Genomic DNA, 21,757 nt, shown 5'->3' on the forward strand with positions numbered 1-21,757 from the left:
ATACACAGCCCTTATAGATAAGACTATTCGAGTTGCTGAAGTTCACCGAGGGGAGTAACGCGCCAGCGATGCTGGCAAAAATAGAGCAGCGGGTTGTCCTGCTTGCTGTCGCTGTAGCCGCTGTACAGGCGCAGTGGCGTGCCGATGCGTTTTTCCAGCTGGACCACTTTTTCATGCCCCAGGCAGCGCAGGGTCAGCACCCAGCCGCCGTAGCCGCGGGAAATTTGCGTAGCGATAAGATTCACGCGCGGCAGCCAGGGGGTATCAAAGTAGACTTGCTCAACCAGCGTCTGCGGGGAGCCGGTAATCAGCCAGATGTCGGCATCGTTGGCGTCTAGATAGCTGGTCAGGCGCGCCTGCACCACGGGGAACGCGGCGACGTGGCCGCGGAACCAGTGCGCGAAATCCTGTTCGAGGCGTTTGAGCCGCGCTTCGCTGTGGCCAAACGTGCATCCCCACAGCAGCAGGCTCATCGGCCATCGCGCCGCCCGGCCTTTCACCAGCAGCGCGATGCCAATCACAGGTAAGAGCGGCAGGACGAGCAGCGCGTTCAGAGGCTGGCGCCGCAGCAGGTAGCGCATAAACGTACCAAACATATCCTGCTGATGCAGCGTTCCATCCAGATCGAAAAAGACAACGCGACGCTCGTGACTGGTCAAACCTTACTCCTCTGGGTCGTTGAATCCTAACAGCCAGGTAAACAGGAACCCGGCGATCACCGCTACTAAATAGCCTAACAGATAGAGCATGACTTTTCCGGTCACGATGGTTAATGCCAGCGGTAATCCGGAGATCCCGAAGGTAATGACGGTCGCCACTTTCCAGTAGCTGATTAACGCCCCGCCTACAGCGCCCCCCAGACAGGCCGCAAGGAACGGTTTACCCAGCGGCAGCGTGACGCCGAATATCAGCGGCTCGCCAATGCCGAGCAGCCCGACCGGTAGCGCCCCTTTAATCACCTTTTTCAGACGTGCGTTGCGGGTTTTCATCAGGACGGCAATCGCCGCTCCCACCTGCCCCACGCCCGCCATTGACAGGATAGGCAGCAGCGCGTTGTAACCGTGCGCCTGCACCAGCTCGACGTGAATCGGCACCAGCCCCTGATGCAGGCCGGTCAGCACCAGTGGCAGGAAGGTGCCAGACAGCACCGCTCCCACCAGCAGGCCGCCGCGATCGATAGCCAGAGACGCGCCGTGAGCGATAGCGTCAGAAATCCACCCGCCTAACGGCTGAAGGACCACAATCGCCACGCTACCGGTAATTAAGGTGGTCAGCAGCGGGTTGAGGATCAGCTCAATCGAGCCAGGCAGAACCGCGCGTAGCTTTTTCTCGATCCAGCACATCAGGATAACCACCAGCAGCACGGCGATCACCCCGCCGCGCCCAGGCTGGAGCGCCTCGCCAAACAGCGTGATTTGCGCCAGCTGCGGGCTGGACAAGATCCCCGCCATTACGCCGCCCATGGCCAGCGAGCCGCCAAACACCTTCGCGGTGTTGACCCCGACCAGGATGTTCATTATGGCAAACACCGCGCTGCCGAAGATCCCGAGAATCCCCAGCAGGTTCGGATACTGCGTGGCAAAGTCCCCGACGATATCCGGCCGCTTGAGGATGTTGATGATGCCGGTGATCAAGCCCGAGGCAATAAACGCCGGGATCAGCGGGATAAAGACGTTTGCCAGCTGCCGCAGCGCGTCGCTCATCGGGGCTTTGTATTTCGCCTTCGCCTGCGCTTTGGTACATTCAGCGTCGTCGACCGTCACGCTCGCGCCGCCGACCATCAGCGCGCGCATGGCATCGACAACCTGCGCCGCTTTCCCGGGCCCGACGATCAGCTGGTGCTGCTGCCCCTGTTTCACGTAGCCGCTCACGCCGGATAGCTGCTTCAGGCGCGGCACATCAAGCTGGTCGTCGTTATGCACCTCGACGCGCACGCGCGTCATGCAGTTTTCCAGACGCTGAATATTTTTTTCCCCGCCAATCCCCTGCAGGATATCGCTGGCGAGCGCTGCTGTTTTGTCCATACACGCCTCTGCTAGTTTTCTAAGGCCGCCCGTAAGAAGCCATTATGCGCCTCAAGTTTGGCTCGTGCGGCCGCTGCATCCAGCCCGCTTAAAATCATCAGGATGGCCGGTTTGACGTCGTGATCGGTCTGTTTTAACACCGCTTCCGCCTCTTCCCGACCTGCGCCTGTCGCCTCCATCACCATGCGGCAGGCTCTGTCCACCAGCTTGACGTTGGTGGCCTGCATATCGACCATCAGGTTCTGGTAAACCTTGCCGAACTTCACCATCGCGCCGGTGGAGATCATATTGAGCACCAGCTTTTGTGCGGTCCCGGATTTCAGGCGCGTGGAGCCGGTGAGTGCTTCCGGCCCGACAACCGGAGAGATGGCGATAGCGGCGACCTGCGCAATCGGCGAGCCCGGGTTACAGGAGATGGCGACCGTCGTGCAGCCCGTCCGGTTGGCGTATTCCAGGCCGCCAATAACGTACGGCGTGCGCCCGGAAGCCGCCAGCCCAACCACCAGATCCTGCGCGGTCAGATTCAGGGCTTTCAGATCATCTTCACCCAGCTGTTTATTATCTTCCGCCCCTTCTACTGCTTTGAGCAGCGCACCGGGACCACCGGCAATTAATCCGACCACCAGACCGTGCGGAACGCCAAAGGTTGGCGGGCATTCGGAGGCGTCCAGCACGCCGAGACGCCCGCTGGTACCGGCCCCCATATAGATAATGCGACCACCGGCCTTGAGAGCTTCCGCTGCCGCATCGACCGCTTTCGCCACCTCAGGCAATGTCTCTTTCACTGCCTGCGCGACCAGCGTATCCTGTTGATTAAAGCGGTTAACCAGCTCCAGGGTGGAGAGTGCATCCAGATCCATGGTTTGTGGGTTACGCGTTTCAGAAACAAGTGAGCCAAGATTCATCTTTTGTACCTCAAGAATTTTTAATTCATAATAATCACACTATAATGGAATATAAAATTCATTCAGGCGAGCAAAATTCGTATTTGCGCAGACAATCACATTTCCGCCGGGAGTACCTATGAACTGTTTAATTCGCATTCGCCAGCGCTACGCCGGCTTTGCTCAAAGCGACAAAAAGCTGGCGGACTTTCTGCTTTCTCAGCCCGATCGCGCCCGCCATCTCAGCTCCCAGCAGCTGGCGAGCGAAGCCGGGGTGAGCCAGTCAAGCGTGGTGAAATTTGCCCAGAAGATCGGGTTTAAGGGCTTTCCCGCTCTTAAGCTGGCAATCAGCGAAGCGCTGGTGAGTAACCCGAACCCGCAGTCCATGCCGGTGCATAACCAAATCCGCGGCGATGACCCGATGCGTCTGGTCGGCGAAAAGCTCATCAAAGAGAACGTGGCGGCCATGCATGCAACGCTGGATGTGAATACTGAAGAGAAATTACTGGAAAGCGTGGCGATGCTGCGCGGCGCGCGGCGTATCATTCTGACCGGCATCGGCGCGTCCGGTCTGGTGGCGCGTAACTTTGGCTGGAAGTTAACGAAAATTGGGCTTAACGCCATTGTCGAGCAGGATATGCACGCCCTGCTGGCGACCGTTCAGGCGATGGATCCTGACGATCTGCTGCTGGCGATCTCCTACTCTGGCGAGCGCCGCGAGATCAACATGGCTACCGATGAAGCCCTGCGCGTTGGCGGTAAAATCCTTGCCATCACCGGGTTCACCCCAAATTCCCTGCAGCAGCGGGCAACGCGCTGTTTATATACCATTGCCGAAGAGCAGGCCACGCGCAGCGCGGCTATCTCGTCCACCAGTGCGCAAATGATGCTGACGGATCTGCTGTTTATGGCGCTGGTGCAGCAGGACCTGGAGCGCGCGCCCGAGCGCATTCGTCATAGCGAAGAACTGGTAAAGAAACTGGTTTGACGCGTATAATGCCCGCCCAGTTTGTGTTGTTTCTGAGAATTTCCTGATGGCGCTGTTAATTACCAAAAAATGCATCAATTGCGATATGTGCGAGCCCGAATGCCCGAACCAGGCGATTTCGATGGGCGACAGCATTTATGAGATTAACAGCGACCGCTGCACGGAATGCATCGGCCACTATGAGACGCCGACCTGCCAGAAGGTGTGCCCGATCCCTAATACTATTCTGAAGGATCCGGCACACGTCGAGAGCGAAGAACAGCTGTGGGATAAGTTTGTGCTGATGCATCACGCGGACAAACTTTAACTTTCAATAATCACCGTCGCGCTGGCATAGTGGCGTTCATCCGCGATCGTCACGTGGATGTGATTCACCCCCAGCTTCTCCGCCAGCTTTTGCGCTTCTCCCCACAAACGCAGGCTCGGTTTGCCCAGCTCATCGTTAAACACTTCGAACTGGTTAAATGCCAGGCCGTTACGAATGCCGGTCCCGAAAGCTTTGGCTGCCGCCTCTTTTACCGCAAAGCGCTTTGCCAGAAAACGCACCGGCTGCTGATGCGTTTCCCAGATGGCCCATTCGTTATCGCTCAGCACGCGTCTTGCGAGGCGATCGCCACTCCGGGCGATCACCGCTTCAATGCGGGCTATTTCAACGATATCGGTGCCTAAGCCCAGAATGGCCATTACTGACGCGCTTCCAGCATCAGGCGTTTCATTTCAGAGACCGCCTCTTTCAGGCCGCTCATCACCGCGCGACCAATAATGGCGTGACCGATGTTCAGCTCGTGCATTTCCGGCAGGGCGGCAATGGCTTTCACGTTGTGGTAGGTCAGTCCGTGACCGGCGTTGACCTTCAGGCCCAGGCTCGCGGCGTAGGTGGCCGCTTTGGCGATACGCTCCAGCTCTTTGGCCTGTTCGGCATCGTTTTTGGCATCGGCATAGCAGCCGGTGTGGATTTCAATATACGGCGCGCCCACGTCAGCCGCCGCTTTTATCTGGGTGAAATCCGCGTCGATAAACAGAGAAACCAGAATACCGGCATCCGCCAGGCGTTTGCAGGCATCGCGCATTTTGTCCTGCTGACCTGCCACGTCCAGCCCGCCTTCGGTGGTCACTTCCTGGCGTTTTTCCGGCACCAGGCAGCAGAAATGCGGTTTGGTCTCGCAGGCAATGGTCAGCATCTCTTCGGTGACCGCCATCTCCAGATTCATACGGGTGTCCAGCGTCTGGCGCAGAATGCGCACGTCGCGGTCGGTGATGTGGCGACGGTCTTCACGCAGGTGAACAGTAATGCCGTCGGCGCCAGCCTGTTCAGCAATAAACGCCGCCTGAACCGGATCGGGATACGCCGTGCCGCGTGCATTGCGCAGCGTGGCGATGTGATCGATGTTGACGCCTAACAGTAATTCAGCCATGACAATCCTCGGTTTTCTTTTCGATTCTGTGGTCTAACGTTTCGGCATAAACTGCCTGAATAATTCGCGGCTCTTTAAGGGCTTGCCGCCAAGATACGGCTTGAGGGCAATCCGGGTAAAGCGTTTTGCGGCGCGCAGGGTATCCTGATCGGGAAACTCGCGTTCATACAGCGCCCGGAGCTGGCGACCGGTAAAGGTGCTGTTGTCTATCACAATACTGGCGATGAAGCCTTTTTCTTCCCGGTAGCGGTAGGTCATGGTGTCTTCCACCTCATCACCGCTGCCCGCACAGTGCAGAAAATCCACGCCGTACCCGAGATGGCCCAGCAGCGCCAGTTCGAAGCGACGCAGCGCAGGCTCGGGCGTGCCGGTTGCGCCAGCCAGTGCCTGGATACAGTGCAGATAATCGAAGAAAAGTTCCGAGAAGCGAGTCTCATGTTCAAGGACACGAGAGATAAGCTCGTTGACATACAGACCGCTGTAGAGCGTGATGCCAGAAAGGGGAAGCGCCAGGGAGACGGCTTCTGCGCTGCGCAGGGTTTTGACTTCCCCTCGCCCGCCAAAGCGAACCAGCAGCGGCGTAAAAGGCTGTAAGGCGCCTTTCAGGTTAGAACGTTTGGAACGTGCGCCTTTCGCAACAAGGCGCACGCGGCCCGACTCTTCCGTGAAGACGTCCAGCATGAGGCTGGTTTCGCTCCAGGGACGACTATGGAGAACGAAGGCGCGCTGCCAACCTTCCATGATACTCGTCGTCTTGAGTTACTGATCTTCGCCGTAACCGAGGCTGCGCAGAGCACGCTCATCATCGGCCCAGCCAGATTTCACTTTCACCCACAGTTCGAGGTGAACCGGCGCTTCGAACATCTCCATCATGTCCTTACGGGCTTCAATGCCGATGGTTTTGATCTTGGCGCCTTTGTTGCCGATCACCATCTTCTTCTGCCCTTCACGCTCAACGAGGATCAGGCCGTTAATATCGTAGCCACCGCGCTCGTTGCTCTGGAAACGCTCGATCTCCACCGTCACAGAGTACGGCAGCTCAGCGCCCAGGAAACGCATCAGCTTTTCGCGGATGATTTCAGACGCCATAAAGCGCTGAGAGCGATCGGTGATGTAGTCTTCCGGGAAATGATGAATCGCTTCCGGCAGATGCTTACGCACGATGCCCGCGATAGTATCCACATTCAGGCCGGTCTCAGCAGACAGCGGTACGATGTCGAGGAAGTTCATCTGGCTGCCCAGCCACTGCAGATGCGGCAGCAGGTCGGCCTTTTCCTGCACGTTATCCACTTTGTTGACCGCGAGGATGACCGGCGTTTTGCCGTCACGCAGCTTGTTCAGCACCATCTCGTCGTCCGGCGTCCAGCGGGTGCCCTCTACAACGAAAATCACCAGCTCTACATCACCGATGGAGCTGCTCGCCGCCTTGTTCATCAGACGGTTAATGGCACGCTTCTCTTCCATGTGCAGGCCCGGGGTATCGACGTAGATCGCCTGATACGCGCCTTCAGTATGGATACCGACGATGCGGTGACGCGTGGTCTGCGCCTTACGCGAGGTGATAGAAATCTTCTGCCCAAGCAGATTATTCAGCAGGGTGGATTTGCCAACGTTCGGACGTCCGACGATGGCAATAAATCCGCAATAGGTTTTTTCTTCGCTCATTCCAGCTCCAGCATTTTTAACGCCTGTTCGGCGGCAGCCTGTTCAGCCTTACGACGGCTTGAACCCGTGCCCACCACCGGTTCACTCAGGCCACTGACCTGGCAATGGATGGTAAATTCCTGATCGTGCGCTTCGCCACGCACCTGCACCACCAGATAGGATGGCAGCGGCAGATGACGACCCTGCAAATACTCCTGCAGGCGCGTTTTAGGATCTTTTTGTTTATCGCCCGGGCTGATTTCATCCAGACGAGTCTGATACCAGTTAAGGATCAGCTTTTCGACGGTCTGGATATCGCTGTCCAGGAACACACCACCAATTAATGCTTCGACCGTATCGGCAAGAATAGATTCACGACGGAAGCCGCCGCTTTTCAGTTCACCCGGCCCAAGACGCAGACATTCGCCCAGTTCAAATTCGCGCGCGATTTCCGCAAGGGTATTACCCCGAACCAGCGTGGCGCGCATGCGGCTCATATCACCTTCATCCACGCGCGGGAAACGATGATAAAGCGCATTCGCAATCACGAAACTTAAAATTGAGTCGCCCAGAAACTCAAGACGCTCATTGTGCTTGCTGCTGGCACTGCGGTGGGTTAATGCCTGTTGCAACAACTCCTGATGATGAAAAGTGTAGCCCAGCTTCCGTTGAAGCCGATTAATTACGATGGGGTTCATGCGATACCAATAAATGAATGCGTCAAAAATGCAGCACACGAAACCGACCTGAGAAAACCAACGCGGTTTCGTGTGCCGTGGCACCCTTGCAGGGCCAACCTTAAACTTCGGGGGAATATTCTATACACAACGACAGGGGATGTCGTTAGTTCAAAGAGATTTATCGTGGAAATAATTCACGTAGCGGCGAATAAAAGCCGCTACGTGTTATTTTTAGCGAGAATTAGTGAATTCCGCCAATACGATTCAGGCGAACGCCAGTCGGCCATTCACCTTCCTGCTTCTCAAAACTCATCCAGATCGCGGTGGCTTTACCGACCAGATTCGCTTCCGGCACAAAACCCCAGTAACGGCTGTCCGCTGAATTATCGCGGTTATCACCCATCATGAAGTAGTGCCCTGGCGGTACAATCCAGCTCGCCAGCTGCTGGCCCGGCTGCTGGTAGTACATACCCAGCTGATCCTGCGCAATTGGCACAGTGAGGATGCGGTGAGTCACATCACCCAGGGTCTCTTTGCGCTCAACCAGGCGGATACCGTTCTCTTTGGTTTCGCCTTTAGGCAGTTGGAAGAACCCGTTCGTCGCTTCACCGCCGTTACGGCGGGCGAAGGTCTGCACAAAATCGCTTGGCTCAACGTTTGAGTATGTGATTGGCAGCGCATTTTCACAGGCGGTACCGGAGCTGCAGCCCGGCTGAACAGTGACTTCCTTCGCAACCGGATCGTAGGTCACTTTATCACCCGGCAGACCCACCGCGCGCTTAATGTAATCCAGACGCGGATCGTCCGGATATTTAAACACCACGATGTCGCCACGTTTCGGATGACCGGTTTCGATCAGCGTTTTCTGGTAAATCGGATCTTTGATGCCGTAAGCAAACTTCTCAACCAGAATAAAATCCCCGATCAGCAGCGTTGGCATCATTGAACCCGATGGGATCTGGAACGGTTCGTAAATAAACGAACGTACCACCAGCACAATTGCCAGCACCGGGAACACCGACGCGCCGGTTTCCAGCCAGCCCGGTTTCGGGCCGACTTTCTTCAGGGTTTTCGCGTCCAGCTGGTCGCCAGTCGCTGCCTGCGCGGCAGCCTGACGTTCACGGCGTTTTGGGGCGAAGATAAACTTATCCAGACACCACAGCAGACCTGTCACCAGCGTAGCGATGACCAGGATCAGGGCAAACATGTTCGCCATGCCAACTCCTTAAAGGTTATTTGCCGTCTTTACCGACATGAAGAATGGCAAGGAATGCTTCCTGCGGCAGCTCAACGTTACCGACCTGCTTCATACGCTTCTTACCTTCTTTCTGCTTCTGCAGCAGCTTTTTCTTACGGCTGACGTCGCCGCCATAGCACTTCGCCAGAACGTTTTTACGCAGCTGTTTAACGGTAGAGCGGGCGATGATGTGGTTGCCAATCGCCGCCTGAATCGCGATATCGAACTGCTGACGCGGGATCAGATCTTTCATCTTCTCAACCAGCTCGCGGCCACGGTACGGCGCATTGTCGTTGTGGGTGATCAGCGCCAGCGCATCTACGCGCTCGCCGTTGATCAGCACGTCCACACGCACCATGTTGGAGGCCTGGAAGCGTTTGAAGTTGTAATCCAGTGACGCATAGCCACGGGAGGTGGACTTCAGACGGTCGAAGAAGTCGAGAACCACTTCCGCCATCGGGATTTCATAGGTCAGCGCCACCTGGTTACCGTGGTAAACCATGTTGGTCTGCACGCCACGCTTCTCAATACAGAGCGTGATGACGTTACCCAGGAACTCCTGCGGCAGTAGCATGTGACACTCTGCGATCGGCTCGCGCAGTTCGTGAATGTTATTCAGCGGCGGCAGCTTGGACGGGCTGTCGACGTAGATCACTTCTTTCGACGTCGTTTCCACTTCATACACTACCGTCGGTGCGGTGGTGATCAGATCCAGATCGTATTCACGTTCCAGACGTTCCTGAATGATCTCCATGTGCAGCAGGCCGAGGAAGCCGCAGCGGAAGCCGAAGCCCAGCGCCGTTGAGCTTTCTGGCTCGTAGAACAGGGAGGCATCGTTCAGGCTCAGCTTGCCGAGCGCGTCACGGAAGTTTTCGTAGTCATCGGAGCTGACCGGGAACAGACCCGCGTAAACCTGCGGTTTCACCTTTTTAAAGCCTGGCAGCGCTTTGTCTGCCGGGTTACGCGCACCGGTCAGGGTATCGCCCACTGGCGCGCCGAGGATGTCTTTAATCGCGCAGACCAGCCAGCCTACCTCGCCGCATTTCAGCTCGGTACGGTCAACCTGCTTTGGCGTGAAGATACCCAGACGGTCTGCGTTGTAGACCTGTCCGGTACTCATAACCTTGATTTTGTCGCCTTTACGCATGGTGCCGTTTTTAATACGCACCAGAGAGACCACGCCCAGGTAGTTATCGAACCAGGAGTCGATGATTAACGCCTGAAGCGGGGCATCCGGGTCACCTTCCGGTGGTGGAATATCACGCACCAGACGTTCCAGCACATCAGGAACACCCACGCCGGTTTTAGCGGAGCAGCGCACGGCATCCGTCGCGTCGATGCCGACAATATCTTCAATCTCTTCCGCCACGCGCTCAGGATCGGCAGCAGGCAGATCGATTTTGTTCAGAACCGGCACAACCTCGAGATCCATTTCCATCGCGGTGTAGCAGTTCGCCAGGGTCTGGGCTTCAACGCCCTGCCCGGCATCGACCACCAGCAGCGCACCTTCACAGGCCGCCAGCGAGCGTGAAACTTCATAGGAGAAGTCAACGTGGCCAGGGGTGTCGATAAAGTTCAGTTGATAGGTTTCGCCATCAGAAGCTTTATAGTCGAGCGTCACGCTCTGCGCTTTGATGGTGATACCGCGTTCGCGTTCCAGGTCCATGGAGTCCAGTACCTGGGCTGCCATTTCACGATCAGACAGGCCACCGCAAATCTGGATAATACGGTCAGACAGCGTCGACTTACCGTGGTCAATGTGAGCAATGATCGAAAAGTTACGTATGTTCTTCATATAGTTAAATAATTATGCCTTACGAATTCCTGGAGGCCGCTGTTCTTAGCCTGACGTTTTTCAGTGCGAAAACGCAGCATTCTACACTACATACCCGCAACCTGGAAATGCACTTAGAGCCAAGCATAGCGCGAAGAAATGGCGTTTTCTTTTTTGAGATGTAAATAATGATAAAGCCCGGTGGATCACCGGGCCTCAGAAGAGAGCGTCTCGACGCGAAGTTGGTCAGGTGCCAGTGCAACGCTCAGGATAACGGGCTGCCACGCTTCGCGGGCTGCAAGCTTCGGCGAGAGGCCTTTAGCAAGCCAAAAACCGCCAACGCCGCCCAAAGCGGCCCCGCACATGGCGGCCAAATCTGTGCCAAACAGCATCTGAAAAATACCGCCCATTGCAAACAGACCGAGCAGTGGAGAGAGATAAACCAGCATCGCGGAAGTGAGCAGGCTGCCTTCCGCAATCCCCAGTTCTACCTTCTGACCGGCTACCAGCGGCTGTTCGCTCGGCACGGAGATCGTATGCGACGTCTGCGGCCCTAATTTATTGAGCACGCGGCTGCCACAACCGGCTCGGGATGCGCAGCTATTGCATGAGGCTTTAACATCACAGCTTACCAGCGCAATGCCATTCTGCCAGGAGACCACGGTCGCCCACTCTTTAATCATTGTGCGGCCCTGAATTTAATGCTGTCAGAGATTCGCTTCGCCGTCTGCGGCGGGAGTTCACCCACAATCGTAATCTCTGCGTTATCACGTACCGTGGTGCTGACCGTACGACGCCCGGTACGCAGCATTTGCTCAGAACTGTTTGCCGTTGCGCGGTTGATATTCACCGAGAAGCTGAACAAACCATCGGAATAGAGGCGTGATTCAACCGGCGTATCAATGGTAGGCAGCTGACGACGGCTGCTTGACACTTCGCTAAACCCTTGTGGGATCCAGGAAGGCACCCAGTTGAAATTCACGGAATCCCCGGCCGGGACAGAGAGCAGCGGCGGCAGGCTGGCCTTCGCCAGATTCTGCATACTGTTGCCAACCTGATTGTTGACGCTAAAGGAGATCACGCGGAACTGTTCCAGCGTTTCACCGTCGCGGTCGAGCAGATCTACACGCATCGGCAGCTTGGTTTCCGCATCAATCCAGACGATATAGCTGTAGCGCGTGCCGTCGCGCGCAACCACGCGGATGACCTCACACAGTCTGTCTGCAATGCGCGTACGCCCTACTGAAATAAAATCATAGTAAGGAGCGAGCCGTTTAAAGTCGGTATAGATAAGCGACGGCAGAGAATCAACGATATAGTCGCCATTCAGCGTGAAAGGCTCCAGACCGGGCTCGAAATAGCTGATTTCGTTGCCCCGCTGGACAACTTCCCGACGCGGGCCATCCATCTGTAAAAGCTGGGCGAGCGGCTGGTTATCAAGACGGGCGTGGCGATAGCGTAGAGACTCGACACCCTGCTTATTGATGCTGATAAATGCCAACTCGTAATTGAGTGACTGGCTGGCCAGATTCATTTGCTGCAACAACGCCCCGGATGAAACATCAGCCGAGGCGTTGGCAGAGAAGAACAGGCTACCCGCCATCAGAGACATGGCGAACCAAAGTTGCTTCATTACTGCGATTGCGTTCCTAAAGTTTGGTTTCCGGGCACCTGCACCGCAGCTTGCTGGGTTTGGGCCTGCTCAAACTGAAGCTGTTCAGAGTGCAGACGACGCTGCAACTCGTAATCCTGCAACATCGCATTAATGCGACGGCGCTGCTCCTGCACCTGCTGTTGCTGACCGCCGCTGGCGGATGCATCAGCCGGTACGCCCAGGCTTACCGGGCTGGCTTTGCCCATCATCGGCAGTGTGTTAAACACTGGCGCTTCAGGCTGCTGATTAGTTTCAGACTGAGTATTATAGTGCTGGACGCCAACGATAACTGCAAGCGATACGCATGCAGCCACCCCCATTTGGGTGAGCTGGCTGGCCCAAGGACGCACCTTTTGCCAGAACGGCATTTTCTGCCACTGGTGCGGTGCGGGTTGAGCTTCAGGAATCAGCGGAGTGGTTTGATGAACAGGCTCATTCTCAATGGCCGCCATCACGCGAGCTGAGATATCGAAATGGAGCATCTCGCCGGTATCGCCGCGCAGCGTATCACGGATGAGATGATAGCTCTCCCAGGTCTCTTGCATTTCGGGAGAATGAGACAGCTCGTTGAGCAGTTCACTATCCAGCGTCTCACCATCCATTAAAGCGGAAAGTTTTTCTTTCTGCATGCCTAATACCTTTTCCAGTATCCCGCTATCGTCAACGCCTGATAAGCGGTTGAACTTTATTATCAATAGCTTCTCGCGCACGGAAAATTCGTGAACGAACCGTGCCGACCGGACAATCCATGATAGCGGCTATCTCTTCATAGCTCAGACCATCAAGCTCCCGTAACGTAATTGCCATGCGTAAATCTTCCGGGAGCGACTCGATCGTGCGAAAAACAATTTGTCTCAGTTCTTCTGACAACATTAAGTTCTCAGGGTTCGAAATTTCTTTCAGCGCACCGCCACTTTCGAAGTTTTCGGCATCGATAGCGTCCACATCGCTTGACGGCGGACGACGCCCCTGAGCAACCAGATAATTCTTTGCCGTATTGACAGCAATACGGTACAGCCAGGTATAAAAAGCACTATCTCCCCGGAATGAATCCAGCGCACGATAGGCCTTAATAAAAGACTCTTGCACCACATCAGGTACATCACCTGACGGTACATAGCGGGAAACCAGACTCGCCACCTTATGCTGGTAGCGCACCACCAGTAAGTTAAAGGCTTTCTGATCTCCCTTCTGGACCCGTTCAACCAGGACCTGGTCCGTTAACTGCTCGCTCATCCGAGGTAATGTCTCCCCAAACCTAAATTCCACGCGTTATCGAAACGCCACTCTGCAACTACTGCACTTTGAGCAAGCACCGAGTTAGAGTGTCTGACCTTCAATAAGTTCCGTAACGCCTTTGTTTTTGTTCATCGCGCCGCAGACCGTTCATTTTCTCTCATTATAAGTCTGTTCACGATACGCACCACTTTATGACAAGAAACATCTTTTTCCCGCCAGAAGAGTAACGCAACACGGGCTTTATTTCACCACAAAATCTGACGCTAACGATCTGCTTCGCAAAATAATTTCATTCATTTACCCTCCGTTTACCCCTGCTTACGCGTTTAGTCATTGCAACAAGCAGTAAAAAAAACGTGCGGTATCTCGCATTCAGGTGCTATTCTGCCCCAACACTGTTTAGTAAATTAAACAACCAATCATGAACACAACACCTGAACTTCATTGTGATGTACTGATCATCGGCAGCGGTGCTGCTGGTCTTTCTCTGGCGCTGCGTCTGGCCGAACATCAGAGCGTTATCGTTCTGAGCAAAGGCCCGATAAGTGAAGGGTCCACATTTTACGCCCAGGGCGGCATTGCCGCAGTGTTTGACGAGACAGACAGCATTGCGTCGCATGTGGAAGATACGCTGATTGCCGGAGCCGGGATCGTGGATGCGCACGCGGCGAAGTTTGTCGCCAGCAATGCCCGTCACTGCGTTCAGTGGCTCATCGATCAGGGTGTGTTATTCGATACTCAGGTTCAGCCCAACGGTGAAGAGAGCTACCACTTAACCCGTGAAGGCGGCCATAGCCACCGCCGCATCCTGCACGCCGCGGATGCCACCGGGAAAGAAGTGGAAACTACGCTGGTCAGTAAAGCGCTAAACCATCCGAATATTCGGGTTCTTGAGCGAAGTAACGCCGTTGACCTGATTATCTCCGACAAAATTGGCCTGCCCGGCACGCGTCGCGTCGTGGGGGCGTGGGTCTGGAACCGTAATAAAGAGAAGGTGGAAACCTGTCAGGCGAAGGCTGTGGTGCTGGCGACGGGCGGCGCCTCCAAGGTATACCAGTACACCACTAACCCGGACATCGCCTCCGGAGACGGTATCGCTATGGCCTGGCGCGCCGGCTGCCGCGTGGCGAACCTCGAGTTTAACCAGTTTCACCCAACCGCCCTGTTCCACCCCCAGGCGCGCAACTTCCTGCTGACGGAGGCCCTGCGCGGTGAAGGCGCTTATCTGAAACGCCCGGACGGTACCCGCTTTATGCCGGACTTTGACGCCCGGGGTGAACTGGCGCCGCGTGATATCGTTGCCCGCGCCATCGACCATGAAATGAAGCGTCTTGGCGTGGACTGCATGTATCTCGATATCAGCCATAAGCCGGCAGAATTCATTCGCCAGCATTTCCCGATGATTTACGAAAAGCTGCTGAACCTGGGTATCGATTTGACCCGCGATCCGGTGCCCATTGTCCCGGCTGCCCACTATACCTGCGGCGGCGTCATGGTTGACGATCACGGGCGTACTGACGTGGATGGTCTGTATGCTATCGGTGAGGTGAGTTATACCGGGCTTCACGGTGCGAACCGTATGGCTTCTAACTCGCTGCTTGAATGTCTGGTATACGGCTGGTCAGCAGCGGAAGACATCACCAGGCACATGCCTTACGCCCGCGAAACAGAGCATCTTCCTGCCTGGGATGAAAGCCGTGTGGAAAACCCGGACGAGCTGGTCGTGATCCAGCATAACTGGCACGAGCTACGGCTGTTTATGTGGGATTACGTAGGGATTGTGCGTACCACGAAACGCCTGGAACGTGCCTTGCGCCGCATCACCATGCTGCAGCAGGAAATTGATGAGTATTATGCCAATTTCCGCGTATCTAATAACCTGCTGGAGCTGCGCAATCTGGTGCAGGTTGCCGAGCTGATTGTTCGCTGCGCGATGATGCGTAAGGAGAGCCGCGGGTTGCACTATACCCTGGACTACCCGGATCAGCTCCCTGAGTCCGGCCCGTCGATCCTCGCCCCGCAGGTTTACATAAACAGATAAAACGCCTGGGTCAGAGCAGTGTAATCTTCGGAATAACGCTGGTCTGGCCCACGGATCATCATTCGGTCATTAAAGCATTCACCCACTTTTGGCGAGAGCGCCAGCAGCACGCGGTGCGGCAGTCGGCCTTCTGTGTCCGAAATGTCGGTACGCAAACGTAACGTCCAGCCGATCTCCTGCGCAATAGCGATGAACGTATTGCCCGTGCTTTCTGGCAGAACCACGCAGAAAAAGCCCTCTTCAGAGATGAGCTCCGCCGCGCTGATGAGCAGTGCTTTATGATCGAGAGAGCCGGTATAACGCGCCTGTTCGCGCTCAGGCGAGCCGCACTCCACGCCGGGCTCGTAGTAGGGAGGGTTGCTGACGATCAGATCGTAACGCGCGGTTTGTTCAGGCGCCCAGGCCAGCACGTCTGCGCATTTAACGCTAATCCGCTCTGCCCATGGTGATTCGGCCGCATTTTCACTCGCCTGCCCTGCGGCCTGCGCATCCAGTTCCACGGCATCAATGGTGACATGCTCTTCCGTTCGCTGCGCCAGCATTAACGCCACCAGCCCGCTGCCGGTACCAATATCAAGAATACGCTTAACGCCTGCGACAGGTGCCCATGCTCCCAGTAGAATGCCGTCTGTACCGACTTTCATGGCACAGCGATCGTGAGCGACAAAAAATTGTTTAAACGTAAAACCATCGCGGCGCAGCTGCGCTTTGAGTTGAGACATGTCAGGGCAACCTTCTAAGTGAAACTGGAGTAGCATAGGGGAAAGCGAACTCACCGAAAAGCGATATCCATACAAACAGATGAAGATTACAGCCGTAACGTCTATAATCAGCGCCCCACACAGAGGTAGAACATGACTGTAACGACTTTTTCCGAACTTGAACTCGATGAAAGCCTGCTCAATGCACTTGAGAGCAAAGGCTTTACACGCCCGACCGCCATTCAGGCAGCGGCCATTCCGCCTGCGCTTGAGGGCCGCGATGTGCTCGGTTCTGCGCCAACCGGCACGGGGAAGACAGCAGCCTATTTGCTGCCTGTGTTGCAGCATCTGCTCGATTTTCCACGTAAAAAATCTGGCCCGCCGCGTATTTTAATCCTGACGCCTACGCGCGAACTCGCCATGCAGGTTGCCGATCACGCACGTGAACTCGCGGCAAATACTCATCTGGATATCGCCACTATCACTGGTGGCGTTGCGTATATGAACCACGCGGAAGTGTTCAGCGAAAACCAGGACATCGTCGTCGCGACGACGGGCCGCCTGCTGCAGTACATTAAAGAAGAGAACTTCGACTGCCGTGCAGTAGAAACGCTGATTCTGGACGAAGCTGACCGCATGCTGGACATGGGCTTCGCACAGGACATCGAGCATATTGCCGGTGAAACGCGCTGGCGTAACCAGACGATGCTGTTCTCTGCCACCCTTGAAGGGGACGCGATCAAAGATTTCGCTGAGCGTCTGCTGGAAGATCCTGTAGAAGTTTCCGCTACGCCCTCCACGCGCGAGCGTAAGAAGATCCACCAGTGGTATTACCGTGCGGACAACCTTGAGCACAAAGTTGAGCTGCTCAAGCACCTGCTGAAGCAGGAAGATGCTCTGCGCACAATCGTGTTTGTGCGTAAGCGCGAGCGCGTGCACGAGCTGGCTGAGATGCTGCGTAACGCCGGGATCAACAATTGCTATCTCGAAGGTGAGATGGCGCAGGTTAAACGTACCGAAGGCATTAAGCGCCTGACCGATGGCCGCGTTAATGTGCTGGTCGCAACAGACGTTGCCGCGCGCGGGATCGACATCCCTGACGTGAGCCATGTCATTAACTTCGATATGCCGCGCAGCGGAGATACCTACCTGCACCGTATTGGCCGTACCGGCCGCGCGGGCCGCAAAGGGATTGCGATTTCACTGGTTGAAGCGCATGACTATCTGCTGTTGCAGAAAATTGGCCGCTATGTCGACGAGCCGCTGAAAGCGCGCGTTATTGATGGCTTGCGCCCAACCACACGTGCGCCGAGCGAAAAAATGACGGGTAAACCGTCCAAGAAAGCGCTCGCGAAACGTGCTGAGAGAAAAGAGAAAGAAAAAGAGAAGCCGCGCGTGAAGCAGCGCCATCGCGATACCAAAAACATTGGTAAGCGTCGTAAGCCAAGCGCTGCCGCGCAGGAAACGAAGACTGAAGAGTAAAAAAAGCCGGGGATTTCCCCGGCTTTTTTATTCCCCCCATAGCTGAAGCCTTACAGGCTTTCAGTAAAGGTACGGGCGATAACGTCGCGCTGCTGTTCTGGCGTCAGTGAATTAAAGCGAACCGCATAGCCGGACACGCGGATGGTCAGCTGTGGATATTTTTCCGGGTGCTCAACAGCATCCATCAGCGTTTCGCGGCGCAGCACGTTTACGTTCAGGTGCTGGCCCCCTTCAACGCGCACTTCTGGCTGCACTTCCATTGGAATTTCACGGTATTCAATTTCGCCCAGTTTGTTCACTGGCACGATTTCATCTTCAGCAAAACCCGCTTTCGCAACGACACAGCGCGCTTCGTTTTTCTCGCTGTCCAGCAGCCAGAAAGAATTGAGCAGATCGTCGTTTGCAGCTTTAGTAATCTGGATACCTGTAATCATGTGTTGCCTCCCTTAGGCTACATTAACTGATGTCGGCCTCTCGCGGCCAATTGGTAAAACCATTGTTTCTTGTGTGTATATATATCATTCACACCACAGCGATTTATTGATTTAAATCATCAAAATCACCAACCACATAAAGAGTGTGGTTTGAATTTATTGTTTTAGATCAATTTCAAGACCTTACCAATTCAACTTCACCTGCATCATCTCAAAATAAATTTAACGACTTAGGACGCATTTCAGCGCGTAATTTTGCTCATCGGGGTTAAACAGGTAAGCTAGTCACAGATTGAGATTCGCAGGAGAGCGACATGACGACACCTTTAACCTGGCATGACGTGCTGGCAGAAGAAAAGCAGCAGCCTTATTTTATCAATACGCTTAGCACCGTTGCCGCTGAGCGTCAGTCCGGGCAAACGATTTACCCGCCGCAGAAAGACGTGTTCAACGCCTTTCGCTATACCGAACTGAGCGATGTGAAAGTGGTTATTCTGGGCCAGGATCCCTATCACGGCCCGGGGCAGGCGCATGGGCTGGCGTTTTCCGTACGTCCGGGCGTGGCTATCCCCCCTTCTCTGCTTAACATGTATAAAGAGCTCGAGGGCACCGTGCCCGGTTTTACCCGGCCAAACCACGGCTACCTGGAAAGCTGGGCGCGCCAGGGCGTGCTATTACTGAATACGGTGCTTACCGTACGGGCGGGCCAGGCGCACTCGCACGCCAGCCTTGGGTGGGAGACCTTTACCGATAAAGTCATTAGCCTTATCAACGAGCATCGTGAAGGAGTGGTGTTTTTACTCTGGGGATCGCATGCGCAGAAGAAAGGGGCGATTATTGACCGCCAGCGTCATCATGTGTTGAAAGCACCGCACCCGTCACCGCTGTCTGCACATCGCGGTTTCTTTGGCAGTAATCATTTTGTTCTGGCGAATGAATGGCTGGAAAAACGTGGCGAAAAGCCCATTGACTGGATGCCGGTGTTACCGGCTGAGAGCGAGTAAGATTTGAATGTGCCGGGTCAGGCCCGGCACATAAGAGACTTATGCCTTATTCTGACGCCACCACTCGGCCAGCAGTACGCCGGTCGCAACAGATACGTTCAGACTTTCCACATTGCCCGTTCCGTCGATAGAGACGCTCAGATCCGAACTGGAGAGCGCCGCATCAGACAGGCCATCGCGTTCCTGACCCAGCACCAGTACCATTTTACGCGGCAGCGTGGCTTTAAACAGCGGCGTACCGGCATGGCTCGACGTAGTCACAATGGAATAGCCCGCTTTACGGAACTGCTCAAGGGCATCCAGAACGCTGTCGCCGGTGATCGGCTGTACGTGCTCGGCTCCGCCTTCCGCAGTACGGATCGCGGCACCGGATTCCAGCAGCGCGGCATCCTGCAACAACACGCCTTTCACGCCAAAGTGCGCGCAGCTGCGCATCATTGCGCCCAGATTATGCGGGTTGCCCACGTCTTCCAGCGCCAGCACGCAGTCATCGGCATCCGCCTGGCTGACCCACTGCTGCACGGTCGTGCCGTTACGTTTTTTGATCAGGAAGCAAACGCCGCCGTGGTGTTCAGTACCGGACGCTTTGGTCAGTTCAGCATCATCAACCACGTGGTAGGCTTTGCGATTCGCCGCCATCCAGCGCAGCGCTTCTTTAAAGCGCGGGGTCACGCTCTGGATAAACCACGCGCGGACGATACACTCCGGACGGCTCTGGAACAGCGCCTGACAGGCGTTCTCGCCATACACGCGGGTCTCTTCCGCACGCTGACGGCGCAGCACTTCCGGATCGATAAAGCTTTTACCGCTGATACCGCCGTGATCGGCTTTTTCCGGCGTCTCATCGCCAGGGGCGCGAGAAACGGTGCGCCACGGAGAGGCGTTATCACGTGAGAAATCATCACGCGGACGGTCATCGCGTTTGCGATCGTCACGCTTACGGTCATCACGTTTGCGGTCATCGCCGCGGTTATTTCTGTCATCGCGGGCGGGGCGACGGCCACCGTCTGCACGAGAAGACGCCGGACGCCCGCCACCTTTTCCGGTACGCGGATTTTGGGTGCGTTTATCAGAGTCATCATCACTGCGGACATACATCACTTTGACCTTGCCGCTTTTGTTTTTCATTTCGTCGTTCATGCTTTTCTCCACCAGCGCTGCGCGAAGCGCGCAGATTACCCGATGTGCCACCGCATAGCCATAATTTCGTACAAAAGCCTGTGACTATTGTTCTCATTGAATAAAACGCATTGTTGTTTCAAACAGGCTCATTGATAATATGTAACATATTAGAAACATTATCGGCGTTGTGCCGCTGTCCCACGGCTCTATCAGAGGTTAGTTATGAATACCGTATGTGCCAACTGTCAGGCTCTTAATCGCATTCCGGACGATCGGATTGAAGATGGTGCGAAATGCGGACGTTGTGGCCATGAATTGTTTGATGGCGATGTCATTAACGCGACGGGTGCTACGCTGGACAAACTCCTCAAGGACGATCTCCCGGTGGTGATTGATTTCTGGGCGCCATGGTGTGGTCCGTGCCGTAACTTCGCGCCAATCTTTGAAGATGTTGCCGAAGAGCGTAGCGGTAAAATGCGGTTCGTTAAGGTCAATACCGAAGCCGAACGCGAACTGAGCGCACGTTTTAATATTCGCAGCATTCCGACCATTATGATCTTCAAAAACGGAGAAATGGTCGACATGCTCAACGGTGCGGTTCCAAAAGCCCCGTTTGATAGCTGGTTAAACGAATCACTGTAACATTCCCGGGGCACATCTTGTGCCCCGCTCCCGCCTCTGCGAAAATAGTGTTTTTACTGCATTTCGCCCATGACTGATAACGCCGTCCTTCAATTACGCGCCGAACGCCTTGCGCGCGCGACTCGCCCCTTTCTTGCACGTGGCAATCGCATACGTCGCTGTCAGCGGTGTCTGCTGCCGCTAAAAGTTTGTCTGTGCGAGACACTGAAACCGAGCGAGGCGAAAAGCCGTTTTTGCCTGGTCATGTTCGATACCGAGCCGATGAAACCCAGCAATACGGGGCGTCTGATCGCCGATATTCTGCCAGACACCGCAGCGTTTCAGTGGTCGCGCACTGAGCCGCCTCAGGCGCTGCTCGACCTGGTGGCTAGCCCGGACTATCAGCCCATGGTCGTTTTCCCGGCATCGTATGCAGGCGAACAACGTCAGGTGCTTACGGTGCCGCCATCCGGAAAACCGCCGCTGTTTATTATGCTGGACGGTACCTGGACCGAAGCGCGGAAAATGTTTCGTAAAAGCCCTTACCTCGACGCCCTGCCGGTTATTTCTGTCGATCTTTCCCGCGTCTCGGCCTATCGCCTGCGTGAAGCCCATGCTGACGGGCAATACTGCACCGCCGAAGTGGCCATTGCGCTTCTGGATTTATCGGGAGATACCGCAGCGGCCGGAGCCCTGGGCAACCATTTCTCATGCTTCAGGGAGCGCTATCTGGCGGGAAAAACCGTTCATAAGGGCAGTATCACAGCAACAGAATCAGAAAGCGTTTAAAATCATCAGGTCGCTTGCATTCAC

25 protein-coding genes are annotated in these 21,757 nt (G+C 55.4%); 7 read left to right on the plus strand and 18 right to left on the minus strand.

Annotated features, from left to right (window positions below; genetic code table 11):
• Positions 1-23: 23 nt before the first annotated feature.
• From yfhb to murQ, 3 genes are read right to left on the minus strand one after another with little or no spacing between them, the layout of a single operon-like run.
• Positions 24-659, minus strand: a complete 636-nt coding sequence (yfhb, locus tag ACWKXT_RS12890; RefSeq protein WP_454529319.1) for a phosphatidylglycerophosphatase C — start codon at positions 657-659, stop codon at positions 24-26.
• A 3-nt stretch (positions 660-662) separates the two neighbouring features.
• On the minus strand, positions 663-2,024 hold the full coding sequence (locus ACWKXT_RS12895; RefSeq protein WP_454532597.1) for a PTS transporter subunit EIIC: 1,362 nt from the start codon (positions 2,022-2,024) through the stop codon (positions 663-665).
• Between the two features lie 11 nt (positions 2,025-2,035).
• Positions 2,036-2,929, minus strand: coding sequence for an N-acetylmuramic acid 6-phosphate etherase (gene murQ, locus ACWKXT_RS12900; protein ID WP_454529321.1), 894 nt, complete (start codon positions 2,927-2,929; stop codon positions 2,036-2,038).
• A gap of 118 nt (positions 2,930-3,047) precedes the next feature.
• Between murQ and ACWKXT_RS12905 the strand changes: the two genes are divergently transcribed.
• Together ACWKXT_RS12905 and ACWKXT_RS12910 are read left to right on the plus strand one after the other, a co-directional pair.
• A complete protein-coding gene (locus tag ACWKXT_RS12905) occupies positions 3,048-3,896 on the plus strand; it encodes a MurR/RpiR family transcriptional regulator (protein ID WP_454529322.1) in 849 nt (282 codons plus the stop codon).
• A 46-nt stretch (positions 3,897-3,942) separates the two neighbouring features.
• Positions 3,943-4,203, plus strand: coding sequence for a YfhL family 4Fe-4S dicluster ferredoxin (locus tag ACWKXT_RS12910; protein ID WP_008502177.1), 261 nt, complete (start codon positions 3,943-3,945; stop codon positions 4,201-4,203).
• Here ACWKXT_RS12910 and acpS read toward each other — a convergent pair.
• The 12 genes from acpS to rseD all read right to left on the minus strand — a co-directional run bounded on the left by acpS (position 4,200) and on the right by rseD (position 13,616).
• Complete coding sequence (acpS, locus tag ACWKXT_RS12915) at positions 4,200-4,580, minus strand: holo-ACP synthase (protein WP_454532598.1); 381 nt, start codon at positions 4,578-4,580, stop codon at positions 4,200-4,202. The genes ACWKXT_RS12910 and acpS overlap by 4 nt on opposite strands.
• Positions 4,580-5,311: a pyridoxine 5'-phosphate synthase gene (gene pdxJ, locus ACWKXT_RS12920; RefSeq protein ID WP_454529323.1), complete on the minus strand. Its 732-nt coding sequence runs from the start codon at positions 5,309-5,311 to the stop codon at positions 4,580-4,582. Before pdxJ ends, acpS begins: the two co-directional genes overlap by 1 nt.
• Positions 5,312-5,344: 33 nt before the next feature.
• The gene (gene recO / locus ACWKXT_RS12925; RefSeq protein ID WP_080328393.1) at positions 5,345-6,052 is read right to left on the minus strand and encodes a DNA repair protein RecO; all 708 of its coding nucleotides are present in this window, start codon (positions 6,050-6,052) and stop codon (positions 5,345-5,347) included.
• 18 nt (positions 6,053-6,070) lie between these two features.
• Positions 6,071-6,976, minus strand: coding sequence for a GTPase Era (gene era / locus ACWKXT_RS12930; RefSeq protein WP_111965125.1), 906 nt, complete (start codon positions 6,974-6,976; stop codon positions 6,071-6,073).
• Complete coding sequence (gene rnc / locus ACWKXT_RS12935; protein ID WP_003860711.1) at positions 6,973-7,653, minus strand: ribonuclease III; 681 nt, start codon at positions 7,651-7,653, stop codon at positions 6,973-6,975. The genes era and rnc overlap by 4 nt, the downstream gene beginning before the upstream one ends.
• 223 nt (positions 7,654-7,876) lie before the next feature.
• The gene (gene lepB, locus ACWKXT_RS12940) at positions 7,877-8,851 is read right to left on the minus strand and encodes a signal peptidase I (RefSeq protein WP_119915331.1); all 975 of its coding nucleotides are present in this window, start codon (positions 8,849-8,851) and stop codon (positions 7,877-7,879) included.
• 16 nt (positions 8,852-8,867) lie between these two features.
• Positions 8,868-10,667: a translation elongation factor 4 gene (lepA, locus tag ACWKXT_RS12945; RefSeq protein ID WP_061097366.1), complete on the minus strand. Its 1,800-nt coding sequence runs from the start codon at positions 10,665-10,667 to the stop codon at positions 8,868-8,870.
• Between the two features lie 185 nt (positions 10,668-10,852).
• Positions 10,853-11,329: a SoxR-reducing system protein RseC gene (gene rseC / locus ACWKXT_RS12950; RefSeq protein ID WP_454529324.1), complete on the minus strand. Its 477-nt coding sequence runs from the start codon at positions 11,327-11,329 to the stop codon at positions 10,853-10,855.
• Positions 11,326-12,279 (minus strand): sigma-E factor regulatory protein RseB, encoded by a 954-nt coding sequence (gene rseB / locus ACWKXT_RS12955; protein WP_023331097.1) that lies wholly within the window; start codon positions 12,277-12,279, stop codon positions 11,326-11,328. Before rseB ends, rseC begins: the two co-directional genes overlap by 4 nt.
• Positions 12,279-12,929 carry an anti-sigma-E factor RseA gene (rseA, locus tag ACWKXT_RS12960; RefSeq protein WP_454529325.1) on the minus strand — a complete coding sequence of 217 codons (651 nt, stop codon included), beginning with the start codon at positions 12,927-12,929 and terminating at the stop codon, positions 12,279-12,281. Before rseA ends, rseB begins: the two co-directional genes overlap by 1 nt.
• 31 nt (positions 12,930-12,960) lie before the next feature.
• A complete protein-coding gene (gene rpoE, locus ACWKXT_RS12965) occupies positions 12,961-13,536 on the minus strand; it encodes an RNA polymerase sigma factor RpoE (RefSeq protein WP_006176728.1) in 576 nt (191 codons plus the stop codon).
• Complete coding sequence (gene rseD, locus ACWKXT_RS12970) at positions 13,533-13,616, minus strand: rpoE leader peptide RseD (RefSeq protein ID WP_454529333.1); 84 nt, start codon at positions 13,614-13,616, stop codon at positions 13,533-13,535. Before rseD ends, rpoE begins: the two co-directional genes overlap by 4 nt.
• A 344-nt stretch (positions 13,617-13,960) precedes the next feature.
• On the opposite strand from rseD, the gene nadB reads away from it, so the two are divergent.
• A complete protein-coding gene (nadB, locus tag ACWKXT_RS12975) occupies positions 13,961-15,580 on the plus strand; it encodes an L-aspartate oxidase (protein WP_454532599.1) in 1,620 nt (539 codons plus the stop codon).
• Here the strand turns inward: nadB and trmN are convergent.
• Positions 15,565-16,302 carry a tRNA(1)(Val) (adenine(37)-N(6))-methyltransferase TrmN gene (gene trmN / locus ACWKXT_RS12980; protein ID WP_454532600.1) on the minus strand — a complete coding sequence of 246 codons (738 nt, stop codon included), beginning with the start codon at positions 16,300-16,302 and terminating at the stop codon, positions 15,565-15,567. The two genes, nadB and trmN, sit on opposite strands and share 16 nt — an antisense overlap.
• A gap of 132 nt (positions 16,303-16,434) precedes the next feature.
• On the opposite strand from trmN, the gene srmB reads away from it, so the two are divergent.
• Positions 16,435-17,763 carry an ATP-dependent RNA helicase SrmB gene (gene srmB / locus ACWKXT_RS12985; protein WP_454529328.1) on the plus strand — a complete coding sequence of 443 codons (1,329 nt, stop codon included), beginning with the start codon at positions 16,435-16,437 and terminating at the stop codon, positions 17,761-17,763.
• 50 nt (positions 17,764-17,813) lie between these two features.
• On the opposite strand, the gene grcA is transcribed toward srmB, so the two are convergent.
• Positions 17,814-18,197: an autonomous glycyl radical cofactor GrcA gene (gene grcA, locus ACWKXT_RS12990; protein WP_006176733.1), complete on the minus strand. Its 384-nt coding sequence runs from the start codon at positions 18,195-18,197 to the stop codon at positions 17,814-17,816.
• A 314-nt stretch (positions 18,198-18,511) separates the two neighbouring features.
• On the opposite strand from grcA, the gene ung reads away from it, so the two are divergent.
• Complete coding sequence (gene ung / locus ACWKXT_RS12995; protein ID WP_214576858.1) at positions 18,512-19,201, plus strand: uracil-DNA glycosylase; 690 nt, start codon at positions 18,512-18,514, stop codon at positions 19,199-19,201.
• 39 nt (positions 19,202-19,240) lie between these two features.
• Here the strand turns inward: ung and ACWKXT_RS13000 are convergent, their stop codons facing one another.
• Entirely contained in the window at positions 19,241-20,341 is a 1,101-nt protein-coding gene (locus ACWKXT_RS13000) for a tRNA/rRNA methyltransferase (RefSeq protein ID WP_041908658.1), read from the minus strand.
• A gap of 204 nt (positions 20,342-20,545) precedes the next feature.
• Between ACWKXT_RS13000 and trxC the strand changes: the two genes are divergently transcribed.
• Positions 20,546-20,965, plus strand: a complete 420-nt coding sequence (gene trxC, locus ACWKXT_RS13005) for a thioredoxin TrxC (RefSeq protein WP_080328385.1) — start codon at positions 20,546-20,548, stop codon at positions 20,963-20,965.
• 69 nt (positions 20,966-21,034) lie between these two features.
• The gene (gene tapT, locus ACWKXT_RS13010) at positions 21,035-21,733 is read left to right on the plus strand and encodes a tRNA-uridine aminocarboxypropyltransferase (protein WP_454529329.1); all 699 of its coding nucleotides are present in this window, start codon (positions 21,035-21,037) and stop codon (positions 21,731-21,733) included.
• The last annotated feature ends 24 nt before the right edge of the window (positions 21,734-21,757 follow it).

The organism is Enterobacter sp. UPMP701, from assembly GCF_053709515.1.